General features: G+C 54.5%; 13 protein-coding genes. 3 read left to right on the forward strand and 10 right to left on the reverse strand.

The window, feature by feature from the left end; genetic code table 11:
* Window positions 1-135 precede the first annotated feature (135 nt).
* Window positions 136-1,794, forward strand: coding sequence for an alkaline phosphatase (locus tag TCARDRAFT_RS01880; RefSeq protein ID WP_007288313.1), 1,659 nt, complete (start codon window positions 136-138; stop codon window positions 1,792-1,794).
* A 258-nt stretch (window positions 1,795-2,052) separates the two neighbouring features.
* Here TCARDRAFT_RS01880 and TCARDRAFT_RS01885 read toward each other — a convergent pair whose 3' ends face one another.
* A complete protein-coding gene (locus TCARDRAFT_RS01885; protein WP_232199068.1) occupies window positions 2,053-2,808 on the reverse strand; it encodes a macro domain-containing protein in 756 nt (251 codons plus the stop codon).
* A gap of 113 nt (window positions 2,809-2,921) precedes the next feature.
* Complete coding sequence (locus TCARDRAFT_RS01890) at window positions 2,922-4,166, reverse strand: M20 family metallopeptidase (RefSeq protein WP_007288315.1); 1,245 nt, start codon at window positions 4,164-4,166, stop codon at window positions 2,922-2,924.
* A gap of 328 nt (window positions 4,167-4,494) precedes the next feature.
* Between TCARDRAFT_RS01890 and TCARDRAFT_RS01895 the strand changes: the two genes are divergently transcribed.
* Entirely contained in the window at window positions 4,495-5,661 is a 1,167-nt protein-coding gene (locus TCARDRAFT_RS01895; RefSeq protein WP_007288316.1) for an ABC transporter substrate-binding protein, read from the forward strand.
* Window positions 5,662-5,715: 54 nt separating this feature from the next.
* Here the strand turns inward: TCARDRAFT_RS01895 and TCARDRAFT_RS01900 are convergent, their stop codons facing one another.
* From TCARDRAFT_RS01900 to TCARDRAFT_RS01920, 5 genes are all read right to left on the reverse strand, one after another.
* Entirely contained in the window at window positions 5,716-6,318 is a 603-nt protein-coding gene (locus tag TCARDRAFT_RS01900; protein WP_007288317.1) for a manganese catalase family protein, read from the reverse strand.
* Between the two features lie 24 nt (window positions 6,319-6,342).
* A complete protein-coding gene (locus TCARDRAFT_RS01905; RefSeq protein WP_007288318.1) occupies window positions 6,343-6,591 on the reverse strand; it encodes a spore coat protein CotJB in 249 nt (82 codons plus the stop codon).
* A gap of 15 nt (window positions 6,592-6,606) precedes the next feature.
* Window positions 6,607-6,948: a spore coat associated protein CotJA gene (locus TCARDRAFT_RS01910; protein ID WP_007288319.1), complete on the reverse strand. Its 342-nt coding sequence runs from the start codon at window positions 6,946-6,948 to the stop codon at window positions 6,607-6,609.
* Between the two features lie 118 nt (window positions 6,949-7,066).
* A complete protein-coding gene (locus tag TCARDRAFT_RS01915) occupies window positions 7,067-7,351 on the reverse strand; it encodes a PspC domain-containing protein (RefSeq protein ID WP_007288320.1) in 285 nt (94 codons plus the stop codon).
* Window positions 7,352-7,406: 55 nt separating this feature from the next.
* Window positions 7,407-8,567, reverse strand: a complete 1,161-nt coding sequence (locus tag TCARDRAFT_RS01920; protein ID WP_007288321.1) for an FtsW/RodA/SpoVE family cell cycle protein — start codon at window positions 8,565-8,567, stop codon at window positions 7,407-7,409.
* 119 nt (window positions 8,568-8,686) lie between these two features.
* Between TCARDRAFT_RS01920 and TCARDRAFT_RS01925 the strand changes: the two genes are divergently transcribed.
* Entirely contained in the window at window positions 8,687-9,628 is a 942-nt protein-coding gene (locus TCARDRAFT_RS01925) for a hypothetical protein (RefSeq protein ID WP_007288323.1), read from the forward strand.
* Here the strand turns inward: TCARDRAFT_RS01925 and TCARDRAFT_RS01930 are convergent.
* The 3 genes from TCARDRAFT_RS01930 to trmB all read right to left on the reverse strand — a co-directional run bounded on the left by TCARDRAFT_RS01930 (window position 9,609) and on the right by trmB (window position 12,112).
* Window positions 9,609-10,031: an EamA family transporter gene (locus tag TCARDRAFT_RS01930; protein WP_007288322.1), complete on the reverse strand. Its 423-nt coding sequence runs from the start codon at window positions 10,029-10,031 to the stop codon at window positions 9,609-9,611. The genes TCARDRAFT_RS01925 and TCARDRAFT_RS01930 overlap by 20 nt on opposite strands.
* 67 nt (window positions 10,032-10,098) lie before the next feature.
* Window positions 10,099-11,328 carry a DUF2935 domain-containing protein gene (locus tag TCARDRAFT_RS01935; RefSeq protein WP_007288324.1) on the reverse strand — a complete coding sequence of 410 codons (1,230 nt, stop codon included), beginning with the start codon at window positions 11,326-11,328 and terminating at the stop codon, window positions 10,099-10,101.
* 145 nt (window positions 11,329-11,473) lie between these two features.
* Complete coding sequence (gene trmB / locus TCARDRAFT_RS01940) at window positions 11,474-12,112, reverse strand: tRNA (guanosine(46)-N7)-methyltransferase TrmB (protein WP_007288325.1); 639 nt, start codon at window positions 12,110-12,112, stop codon at window positions 11,474-11,476.
* Window positions 12,113-12,219 lie beyond the last annotated feature (107 nt).

The following is a 12,219-nucleotide window of genomic DNA, read 5'->3' on the forward strand; positions in this document are numbered from 1 at the left end:
AAATACTTGCTGATACTTTGTGTTAAATACCCAATTTTTAACATGCGATTTACTTTTGCTTAACATCCCTGCAATAGCCTAATGCTACAATAAAATCGCACTTCGTCACAAACTTATTGCAGGAGGCGATTTGAGATGGCAAAGTATTTCGCAAAATCTCGGTCTGTTATTTGGGCGTTAGTGCTCTGCCTAGTGATCGGGCTATCACCTGGCCAGCCGGCCTCTGCCGCCGCCAAGGCGAAAAACGTCATCGTACTCATGGCTGACGGCACCGGCGCCGCCCACACCACCCTTGCCCGCTGGTACAAAGGCGCTCCTCTGGCGCTTGACGAAATGTACGTCAGCGGCGTGCGCACCTGGGCCGCCGAATCGCTTATCACCGACTCGGCGCCAGCGGCTACGGCTTTCGCTACCGGTCACAAGACTAGCGACAAATTTATCGGCGTCCTGCCCGGCAACGTGACCATGCCTGGCGTTGCCAAACCGGCGGCTGACCTGTATGCCAAACCGGTCGCCACCGTACTGGAAGGCGCCAAACTCATGGGCAAATCGACTGGCCTCGTAGCCACCTCCAACATCCAGCACGCCAGCCCAGCCGGCTACTCATCGCACTGGCCCGACCGCAACAACTACAACGAAATTGGCGAGCAGCAAGTCTACCTCAACATCGACGTCGTCCTCGGCGGCGGGATGAAATACCTCCTGCCCAAAGAACAAGGCGGCACTCGCGACGACGGTGAAAACCTCATGGAAGTCCTCAAACAGCGCAACTACCAGCTGGTTGAAACGCGCGACGAGCTGCTGAAAGTAACATCCGGCAAAGTATGGGGCATGTTCGCCGCAGACGATATGGCCTATGACTTTGACCGCAAAGTCCTCCGCCCAAACGAGCCCTCTTTGGCAGAAATGACCCAAAAAGCCATTGAACTGCTGTCGCAGAACAAAAAAGGCTTCTTCCTCTTCGTCGAAGGCTCAAAAGTTGACTGGGCGTCCCATGCCAACGACCCTATCGGCGTAATCTCCGATCTCTTAGCGTTTGACGAAGCGGTGAAAGTCGCCCTCGACTTCGCCAAAAAAGATGGCAATACCATCGTTTTAGCCTTTGCCGACCACGGCAATGGCGGCATGTCGCTGGGCAATAAGTCTACCGATAAGACTTATTCCAAACTACCTTTGAGCGCCCTGGTCGATCCCCTCAAAGGCGCTAAGCTCACTGGCGAAGGCCTTGAAGCAATGCTCGGCGCTGACACATCCGAAGAAAAAATCCGTTCCATCGTCGCCGATTACTATGGCGTAACCGACTTGACGGCCGAGGAAGTAGCCGCCATCCAAAAAGCCAAAAAAGGCCAGCTCAACTATGTGATTGGCCCCATTATTTCCAAACGCTCGATAATTGGCTGGACGACTAACGGCCACACGGGTGAAGACCTCTTCTTCTACTACTATGGCCTGAACAAACCGCTGGCTATGATCGAAAATACCGATATTGCCAATATCTGCGCCAATGCTCTGGGCTTTAACCTCGCTGACGTCGACGCCAAACTCTTTGTCGACGCGGAAAAAGCCTTTACCGCCATCGGCGCTAAGACCTTCCTCGACAAAAGCGACGCCAACAATCCCGTGCTGGTTGTCACAAAGGGCGCAGTAAAAGCCGAGCTTCCCCTTAGCAAGAACCTCATCAAAATAAACGGCAAAGTGTACCAACTTAACGGCATCGTCGTACTTGCTCCCAAGACCGGCAAAGTATTTCTGCCGCAGCAAGCGGTAGAACTCGCCAAAGCCGCCGGGATGTAAGCCTAAAAAAGGAGGCCCGCCACCGGTCCTCCTTTTTTTTTACCGTTATATTTCAATAACGCTGCCGTACCAAGTCCTGCCTGCCAAACAAATTTTTCACAGCCGGCTTAAACCTCCTCTATCCTGCCAGCACACAAGTCAGTTTTTACGCAAACGAAAGCCAATATTTAGATTGTCCCGTTTGGCAATCTCGGCCACGATCAAGTTGGCGATCAAACCGGTAAGCGTGAGATTGCCGGCCAACGTGGTAAAACGCAATTAACCTTCACTCGCCTCCAACACCTTCAACCTTTCCGCCGTGTGCAGAAATATCCGGTACGTTTCTTCATCATGGTTGCACATCACAATCTGCTGCAGTGAAACCGCGCAACTGTCAAGGAAGCGGGCGGCCGTACTCAGCAGCACCTCGGCGCAGCGCGGCTTGGGGAAACCAAAAATGCCGGAACTTATTGCAGGCATCGCGATCGTTTGCAGATTATAGTTTTCCGCTAACGTCAAAACATTCCAAACAGCCCGCTTAAGCTTGCTGTCTTCATCACCTTCCCCCATTTGCGGGCCAACGACATGGATGACAAACTTGCATGGCAACTTGCCGGCCCCTGTAATCACCGCTTTAGTGGTCGGCAGATGGCCGATTTTGCGGATAATTTCGTTGCTTTGTCTTACTATTTCCTCGCCGCCTTTCACCGCTATTGCGCGGGCGGCGCCGCCACCGTGGACCAAGCGGCTGTTGGCAGGATTAACGATCGCGTCTGTCGTTTCTTCGGTAATGTCGCCCTGCTTAATGATGATGCGCCGCGCGTCCTTCTTAGCCACTGCTATGGCGTTAGTCACCTCAGCCTCGCTTCTGCCTGGCAGGTCGATATCATATTTTGCGGCAACATCGCGCAGCACCGCTAAAGCTTGTTCTAACCTTATTAATGATAATTCCGACGCAACTTTTTCGGGTGTTGCCGGCCCGAGCAAAGAATATACTTGTTTGATAACATTTATTAAAGCCGTTTCCCGGTTCACTTTTGCTCCCTCCCGTAGTTCATTATAATCCCGGCGCAACGCCAACCCGTTTAGCGCATACAAGTGAGGAGCACTTCTATCAAAGCGCTCCTCTGCCTTGGGTAGACTTATCCCTATTTAGCTGCTTTTCCTGACTTTATCGCCTGGAATTCGTCTTTAACCTGCTTAAGCAGGTCGGGATTAACAATGAGATCATATCCTGCACCGGCTAACGCCTTCGCCGCAACGATGACCGCTTCATGCCCGGACGGACTGGTTCCTGCCTGCACATACGCCTGCGAATGCCCCGGCGTGCCTACCGGAACGAAAGCTATCCCCAGTTCAGCGGCAGGAACACGGTAGCTGACCGAACCAAAATCGGTAGAACCCGTACTTTCCGGTGGCGGCAGAATTTGGGTAGCGCCTGCCTCTTTGGCATTTTCAAGCAATAGCTGGTTAAGGCTATCGACAAGCAGCTTGTTGTCATAGGCTTTGATTTCTTTGATATTAACTTTGGTGCCAGTAGCCAGAGCCGCGCCGCGCGCTACATTGTATACCCGCTCCACGACCGTATTTAGATAATCTCGGTCAGCGCCGCGGATGTAAAACCGGGCTGCCGCCCGCTCCGGCACAATATTCGCCGCCGCCCCGCCATCGGTCACGATGCCGTGAATGCGAACATCGGGTCGAACATGCTCCCGCAAGTACTCAATACCGTTAAACAGCATCATTACCCCGTCAAGAGCGCTGATCCCCTTTTCCGGTGCCGCCGCGGCATGAGAAGCCTTGCCTTCGAAGATAAAGTCCACAAGATTGAGGGCCAAGGATTTGGCGCCAACCGTAGTACGGTCACCCGGATGGGTCATTAAGGCTACATCAAGTTTGTCAAACAGGCCCGCAGCTACCATAGGCAATTTGCCGCTGGTGGTTTCTTCCGCCGGCGTGCCGTATACGATTATGGTCGCAGGGATATCGCCGAGATTTTTGGCCAAAGCGATACCTGCGCCGACGGCCGCCGTGCCAATAATATTATGCCCGCAGCCATGACCTAGTTTTTCCAAAGCGTCATACTCAGCCAAAAAGCCGATCGCCGGTCCGCCGCCCTTATTGATATAAGTAGCCACAAACGCCGTCTTAAGACCGGCAACGCCTTTTTCTACCTTAAACCCGTTATCTTCCAGCGTGCGAGTCAATATTTCCACGGCTTTAAACTCCTGGTTGCCAAGCTCGGGATTGTCATGAATATAGTCGTTAATTTGGATTAATTGCTGGCGCATGTCATCAACGGTTTTATAAATCCCCTCCTTGCCCGCCGCCATTGCCGCGCTGGCCATAAGCAGCAGCAATACCAATACCAGCACCATTATTTTCTTAACCATAAACATACCCCCTGCGCACTATTTTTGGTAATATTATACATTATATGGTAAATAATGTAAATATCGTGCTGGTCAGCTTTGATAAACTGCATCGCCTGGGCCCTGCCTTCTGCCTCGCAAAAATATCCCCTCCTTGCCTCCCAAAACAGCTCGCCCGAAAAGAGCAAACCCAAAACATACTTGCGCCGATTTGAAAATTCTTATTATGACCAATATTGACAGGCTTTACCAAAGATGAATATAATTGATACGTATCCAACAAACACGCGTTCATCCCGGATGAACATTCTCGGATGTACGCGATGCAAAGACAAAGGAGGGCTTCCCTATGTCCAAGCGCCACTGGTCTATTCTCTTGGTTTTTCTCCTATCACTAGCACTGGTTGCCGCCGGGTGCGGCAGTTCCCAGCAGACGGCCAACGTTATCAAACTTGGCGCCAACTTTGAGATGACCGGCTCCAACGCCACTTTCGGGCAGTCGGCCGCCAACGGCGCCAAATTAGCCATCAAAGAAGTCAACGCCAAGGGGGGTGTCCTCGGCAAGCAGCTCACGTTAATTGTCGCCGACAACAAGAGCGAAGCCGCTGAAGCTGCCAACGCCATGCAAAAACTGGTCACCCAGGACAAAGTCGTGGCCGTGCTGGCACCAATCGCTTCTTCCAGCGTAATCGCCGCTGCCCAGGTCAACCAGGACAACAAAGTGCTAGCGATCAGCCCGACCGCCTCCAACCCCAAGGTCACCGTTGACCCAGCGACCGGCAAAGTGCGGGAATTCTTGTTCCGCGCCGCGTTTATCGACCCCTTCCAAGGAGCAGTAATGGCTAACTTTGCCACCAAGTCCCTTAAAGCCAAAACCGCTGCCTTGTACATCGATAACTCCAGCGACTACGCCAAAGGCCTCGGCCAGTACTTCAAGGAAACGTTTATTAAAAACGGCGGCACTATTGTCGCCGAAGAGGCTTATCTGCAAAAAGACACCGACTTCAAAGCTACACTGACCAAAATAAAAGCGAAAAACCCGGATGTGATCTTTGTTCCCGGGTATTATCAGGAAGTCGGTATGATCATCAAGCAGGCCCGTGAACTGGGCATCAACGTACCAATTTTGGGCGGCGACGGCTGGGACTCGGCTAAACTGCCGGAAATAGCCGGTGCTGCGGCGCTGAACAACACCTTCTTCAGCAACCACTATTCGCCGGACGATACCAGCCCGGCGGTCAAAACCTTTGTTGAAAATTACAAAAAAGAATACGGGCAAGTTCCTGACGCCTTTGCCGCCTTATCCTATGACGCTACCATGATGGTCATCAAGGCCATCGAACGGGCCGGCAGCACCGACCCGGTAAAGATTAAGGACGAACTGGCCAAAACCAAGGACTTCCCGGCCGTATCGGGCAACATTACCCTCAATGCCACCCATGACGCCGTAAAGAGCGCGGTCATCATCGAAATGAAAGACGGCAAACAAACCTTCCGGGAAAAAGTCAATCCGTAACGTTCGCATATGCAAAGCCCCCGGCCATTCAGGCCGGGGGCTTTATCTTCAGCATTATTCTTCCTTCTTAAACTCATGCCCCATCCAGACGTGTTTACTCTTAGCCATCCACTCCTGCACGGTATTGAGCATTTCGCCAAACCGCTGGAAGTGGACGACCTCGCGCTCCCATAAAAACCGCAAGGTATCTTTGGCCAGCTCGTCATCGGTAGCGGCGATTAAATGCTCATAGGTGGTACGGGCCTTTTGCTCGGCGGCCATGTCTTCCACCAGGTCGGTTATCGGGTCGCCGAGAGCGGCGATATACTTCGCCGTCCAAGGTACGCCATTGACGTCCGTCCAGAAGAGGGCGTGGTCATGCTGCACCCATTGCCCTTCCCAGCCGGCCTCCTTGAATTCTTCAGGCGAAGCGCCGTCGGTCAGTTTATAGACCAGGGCGGCGATCATTTCCATATGGGCCAGTTCTTCTGTGCCGATATCTGTCAATAAGGCTTTCGCCTGGCTGGTGGGCATGCTGTAGCGCTGATTGAGGTATCTTAGCGACGCCGACAGCTCGCCGTCAGGACCGCCGTACTGGGCTATGACCATTTTGGCGAACTTGACGTCCGGGCGGCACACCCTAACGGGATGTTCCAGTTTCTTTTCGTATATCCACATATTCACCATTCCTTCCGCGCAAGATTAAAGTTCCCAGGGCCAAGGCCCTTCAGCCCACTGCCAGGGCACTTTGGACTTCGCCATCGGCGTCAGCGGCCCGTATTGTTCTTCATATTCCTTCATGTATTTCTTCAGCAGGTCGACAGCACAGTTGTAATCATAAACGGCTTCCTCATCGCAGGGATGGGTGTCAAGATACAAGCCGAGCTCAACGGCTACAAACTGCATTTCCTGCACCTTTTTGAGTATTGCCAATTGTTTTTCACAATCCACAGTTTTGCACCTCCACTACTCAGGAATCGGGTATACGCCCCACAGCTGCGGGAACAGCGTCCCTTTCATAAGCGCTTCTTTGGGGCTGAACGCTTTTTCATAGCACTGCCAGGGGACATAAGCATGGGCCAGCATCATACCCATCGACATGTGATGCATGTGATGCATTGGGTGCATGTGATGCATGGGGTGCATGGCGTGCATTCCGTCCATTTCGCACATTTCCATCGCCTCTTCCGGCATTTCTTCCTCCATTTTGGGCATATACATATAGGTTTTTTTATACTTTTTGCGGCCCGGCAATTCGCCGGTACCTTCACCACCCTCAACCCAACGGGGTTTCTTATCTTTGGCCACAAGATAACCTCCTCTCTAAATTACCTAATATATCTTATGGCGAGTGGCGACATAGTGACACTACCAACGAAAAAAAGCGGGGCCAACCGGCCAAACAGACCGGTTAGCCCCGCTTAAGTTACGGCGAGGGCATCGGCATAATAATGAAGGCAAGAAGATAAAGCCCTAGGCCAATCCCCCGGTAGAGCCCGGCAAGTGCCCAAACCAGCCGGATGAGCGTCACGTCCACGCCCGTAAACTTGCTAAACCCGGCGCAAACACCGAAGATCATGCCGTGGGCAGGATCTAGCGCCAGCTGCCGGTGAACCGGCAAAATGTCCGCCGGGCTCATGCCGCTTTGGATAAACTGCCATACGGCCAGGCCGCTCAAAGCATACGCGCCTGCCCGGATAAGCCACAGCATAAAAAAGCCCCCTACCCGTTACTCGCAGTAGGAGTATTACCTGGATAGAGGGATTTTAAACATGGGGCCTGGTAACGCGCAAGCGCTTTGGCTCCGGCTTAGGCTCAGCCATCCCCTTGGACGACGCCGCCCGCCGGCCGACACTAATGAGTAGGCCGATGGCCGCCAAATTTACCATCAGAGCCGTGCCGCCATAACTGATAAAAGGAAGCGGAACACCTGTAACCGGCAACACGCCGCTAACCATCGCAATATTGCCGACGGCCTGGCAAACAATAAGCGCCGTCGCGCCCGCGGCCAAGAGCATGCCATAACCGTCAGGCGCCCGCAAGGCAATCTGCATGCCATACAAGGCAAAGAGGATAAACAGCAGTAGAACTACGGCCGCCGCCACAAAGCCAAGTTCCTGGCAGAGAATGGCGAAGGCAAAGTCGGTATGGGCCTCCGGCAGATAGTAAAACTTGCTCGCCCCCATGCCTAGCCCTACGCCGGTCAGGCCGCCGGAACCAATCGCCAGAAGGGACTGGACGATTTGATAGCCGGCATCCTGCTGGTGTGCCCAGGGATCAAACCAAGCGGCAATGCGTTGCGCCCGGTAGGGGGCGGCAACGGCGGCAGCCACGGCGCCGCCGATTGCCGCAGCGCCCAGCAGAATAAATTCATGTTTCGGCAGTCCGGCGATACCATACAGCAGCAGCGACAGGGCAACGATGACGACCGCCGTCCCCATGTCCGGCTGTTTAAAAACCAAGGCGCCCATCACCGCAGTCAGCACGGCTGGCCAGGAGAAAATAGTCACTGGCCGACGGCGGTCAATAAGTGGGCCTAAAAAGGCGGCAGTTACAAGCAGCGCTGCCAGTTTGGCAAACTCAGAGGGCTGAAAAATGATGCCAATTTTTAACCACCGTTTCGCGCCGTTAGCCGCCAGGCCTGTCTGCAGCACGGCGAAAAGCAGAACGATAACGCCCAAAGCAACCAGCGGCGTAAAAGGCCGTAGCCGCCGGTAGTCGGCCCTGGCGAGGACCGCACAGGCTACCACCCCAACAGCAGCCGCCTGAAGATGCTTTTTCAAAAAAAAGTAAGGATCGTTTAACTGTTGCGCCGCTTTAACAAAACTGGCGCTGAAAATATTAATCGTGCCAATAAGGCCAAGGGCTAGGGCGATGTACACTATCGCTTCCACCGGGCCTGACCAGGGCAGCGCAATTTTCCGCATGGACAACCTCCACTCTTTCGTCAATCCCTATTATACCAGAAATATCCATGGCCGCCCACTGACCAAACGTCCCAGCTTTTAATATTATATACTGATTATTTGCGCATGAAGGTGATGGTATGGATATTCCGTCCTTCCGCCTGCTGGCGGCCGATACCGAGAAACGGGCCCTCCTCATCGTGCATGGTCCGTCCGGCGCCATAGCAGCCGAAATGGCTTACCCGGACGGTTTTACGCCCACGGCCATTGCAGTGGCAGAAGACGGCCGCAGGGCTTTTGCGGCTATGGCTGCCAGCGGCGGCGTCGGCGCCCTCTTTGTCTTGAACCTGCGTTCGCTGTCCGTTTACCGCCTGCCGGTTGAAATCCCGCACCCCGCCTTTTTCGCACCAATTCCCGGCGCCCCTGTGGCGACGATGATTGCGCCGTCAGGCGCGCTCTACCGCTTGGACATCCAGGATTTAACTGTCCGCTGTTGCGGTCAGCCGGGTATTGCCGCTTGCTGCGCGGGCCTGGCGGTTGACCGCACCGGCCTTTATACCGTTTGGGAAAGTGAAGCCGGCGGCATCCTGGCCTGTTTTGACCATTACGGCAACCTCCTTTATGACCGCCTGCTGCCCGGCGTCCCCACCGCCCTCTGCCGGCAAAGTGGAACAACACTGGCGCCGTTTACCGGCGCCGACGGTCGAAAAGGACTGGCGCTCTACCGCGACGGCACCACCTATGCAGCGCCGCTCCTGGCCTGGCTGCCGCCCGGGCCAATGTGGCCAGGCGCCGCCGCCCTGTCGCCTACCGGTGACAGGGCGTATGTGGCCGGTGAAGAAACTGGGGTTCTTTTCATCTTTGACCTAAGCCGGCTAACCGTTATGCAGACAATCGCCATTGGCCAGCCGCTGTCATCGCTCTGCCTGCTGCCAGGCGGCCGCTATGCTGCCGCCGTCAGCACCGCCGGCAGCCTGTACCTCATCGATCTTGCGCAGGGCGCCGCTTGCCCGCTTGCCGCTAACGGCCGGCTGGCCCCTTACCTCGCGATCATTGGCGGTGCTAGTAGCGGAGCAGAATGATGCCGGCCACAATTAGCACCGCTCCCGCCGCTTTGCCGGCGGTAATCTTTTCGCCGAAAAACACCGCCGCCAAGATGAGCGCCACCAGCGGGAAGGCGGAAACAACCGGCGAAACCCGGCCGACCTCGCCGTATTTGAGGGCGTAGTAATAGGCCAGCTGTCCCAAAAGGGCGGCGCATACTCCTTCGAGCGCCACGAACAATACATCCCGGGGAGCGGCAGCCAGAACGGCCGACCACTTGCCCCCGGCAGTCACGGCTAAAGCCAGCAGGCCTGTTACCACGGCGCTGCGGATGGTAAGCGCCGTGAGCGGCTCCAGGCCGCCAAGGCCCAGCTTGCCAAATAACGGAGCCATTCCCCAGCAAAACAGCGCCAAAACGGCAAAACTAAAACTCTTGAGCATCAGGTCTTGTCCCCCCTATAACCTTGATAAAGCCCCTTTCCGGTCCGGGAAGGGGCTTCCTACTGATCTATTCCTTAACTTTACCGAGCGGCCGCGGCCAGTTATTCCATTTGTATTTCGCCGATTTAACCTGCGTGGGCGGCTCGGATTCAGGCTCAGGCGCAAACTCTGGCTCAGGCTTAGGCTTCGGCTCTTCCCGCGGCGGCGCCATTTCCATGAATTTCTGGGACGGCAAGGCAAACTTGGGCGGTTTGGCCGGCGGCATTTCTTCTTCGAAACATTCCTCTTCGTCTTCCGCCACCATTTCTTCTTCCTCGTCCCACATGTCGCACAGCATCTTCTCGTCGTACTCCGCCGCAGAAGGTCCAAAGCTGTCCTCCCCGGTCATGCCGTCTTCCTGGCAAAAAACCGCTTCTTCCTCATCAGGCGGACATTCCATCCCGCCTTTTTCCATCATGCCTTTATCCATCATAGCCAAAATCATGAGGAAATGGTCGGCTTCCCGGCGGACATGGTCAGCCAGCAATGCGGGAATAATGCTTACCAGCTTGCACTCCTCGATCAGGCGGTGGACCGCCTTCTTGAAATCCCTTAGCCGCACCGTGGCGGCGCGCACATCCTTGATAAAGCGCCCGTAAGCAGGCATGATGCCGTGATCATGGCGATAAGCATGCGCACCTTTATTGCCATGGGCATGGTGATGGTGATGATGGTGGTGGTACAGGCCGGCAAAATCGCGGGCCTGGAGATAGAGCTCGTCAAATTCTTGGGAAAACTCTTCCACTGTCCCCATCATGATTCGCTCCGACGGGTCAAGCCGCCCCCGGATAAAGTAAGTGTGGTCGGCCATGATGCGGATCCACAGCAGCATTTCCCGCGTCTTGGCCATTTGTTCGAGCGCAGGCTTGCCGTCTTTCATTTTCGCGAGCAGCCGCAGGACATATTCGGCCTCGCGGGCCATATGTTCAAGCATAAGTGGCGGCAAATTAGGTACTATCCGGCAGGATACCGCCAGGTGGACAAGGTGGTGTTTGTAGTGGTGAAACTGGGCAATAAGGTAAGCCGCGTCGTCGAGCAGCGCGGCAAATTTCTTATCGCCGACCTTACCAACACGGGCCTTGAGTTTCCCGAGTTCGTCATAAAAGTAGTCCGCTTCGCGAATAAGGTCGGTTTTGTCGCAGGGCAAACCCAGCTTAATAAACAGGGCGTGCTCCTGCAAGAGACCTAGCCAGAAGCACAGTTCCTCCGCATTGGGCAGCAGCCCTGGCGCACCGGTGGCAACAGGGGGGCGTGACATAGTAACACCTCGCTTGCTTTTGCTTTTCACACTACATTCTATGCCACGCCGGGAAGAACTGTTAAATTACCATAAGAGATATTCATGCCAATAAATTGGCGTATTCCACCACTTTCCGCTTTCCAATTTCGAGGGTAGGATGCAGTTAAAAAGTTACCTCGCAGCGGTAGATGCGCATCCCCTGGGAACTGAATTTTTCCTCATACTCGGTCATAATATTGCCTTCATAGCCGCTATTGTGCAGATCAAAGGTAATATTTCCCATTTTCAGCCCCAGGGCGCCAAACTGGTTAAGGGAAAACTCAAACAGTTTCTCGTTATCGGTTTTGAAGAAGAGCTGGCCGCCGGGCGCCAGCACCACCCGGTACTTTTCCAGGAAATTCATATGGGTGAGCCGCCGCTTGGCATGCCGCTTTTTGGGCCAGGGATCGCAAAAATTGATGTACAGACGGTCAATTTCGCCGGGAGCAAACAGTTCCAGCAAGTTGTTGATATCATATACGACCAGCCGAACGTTGCCTAGCTGCCGCTCCCGCACTTTCTTGACGGCATAGTACACAACATCCTGCTGAGCTTCCACGCCCACAAAATTGATGGCCGGCTCCCGTTCGGCCATTCCGGCAATAAAGCGCCCCTTGCCGGTACCCAGCTCCACATGGAGCGGGGCCGCGCGGCCGAAAACCTCCCGCCAGCGCCCGCGCAAGTCAGGCAGGGGAGGGCGGTAGACGATATCAGTATATTCGGTAAGTGCTTGACTAATCCAGGGCTTTTTCCGCAACCTCATCGCAAAATCCCCCTCGCATTTCTTTAGTCGTCGACAGCCGGCGCGCTAAACAGCGCGGGTCATGTCCTTTTTTGACAAAAAAGAGGATTTACACTATTGTTGAATAA

Source organism: Thermosinus carboxydivorans Nor1, assembly GCF_000169155.1.
In the GTDB taxonomy this organism is placed as follows: Bacteria; Bacillota; Negativicutes; order Sporomusales; family Thermosinaceae; genus Thermosinus; species Thermosinus carboxydivorans.

Coding starts and splice junctions, on each gene's coding strand:
- TCARDRAFT_RS01935 (WP_007288324.1), bottom strand. CDS start 11,328: ATGTCACGCCCCCCTGTTGCCACCGGTGCGCCAGGGCTGCTGCCCAAT.
- TCARDRAFT_RS01880 (WP_007288313.1), top strand. CDS start 136: ATGGCAAAGTATTTCGCAAAATCTCGGTCTGTTATTTGGGCGTTAGTG.
- trmB (WP_007288325.1), bottom strand. CDS start 12,112: ATGAGGTTGCGGAAAAAGCCCTGGATTAGTCAAGCACTTACCGAATAT.
- TCARDRAFT_RS01925 (WP_007288323.1), top strand. CDS start 8,687: ATGGATATTCCGTCCTTCCGCCTGCTGGCGGCCGATACCGAGAAACGG.
- TCARDRAFT_RS01915 (WP_007288320.1), bottom strand. CDS start 7,351: ATGCTGTGGCTTATCCGGGCAGGCGCGTATGCTTTGAGCGGCCTGGCC.
- TCARDRAFT_RS01890 (WP_007288315.1), bottom strand. CDS start 4,166: ATGGTTAAGAAAATAATGGTGCTGGTATTGGTATTGCTGCTGCTTATG.
- TCARDRAFT_RS01895 (WP_007288316.1), top strand. CDS start 4,495: ATGTCCAAGCGCCACTGGTCTATTCTCTTGGTTTTTCTCCTATCACTA.
- TCARDRAFT_RS01900 (WP_007288317.1), bottom strand. CDS start 6,318: ATGTGGATATACGAAAAGAAACTGGAACATCCCGTTAGGGTGTGCCGC.
- TCARDRAFT_RS01920 (WP_007288321.1), bottom strand. CDS start 8,567: ATGCGGAAAATTGCGCTGCCCTGGTCAGGCCCGGTGGAAGCGATAGTG.
- TCARDRAFT_RS01930 (WP_007288322.1), bottom strand. CDS start 10,031: ATGCTCAAGAGTTTTAGTTTTGCCGTTTTGGCGCTGTTTTGCTGGGGA.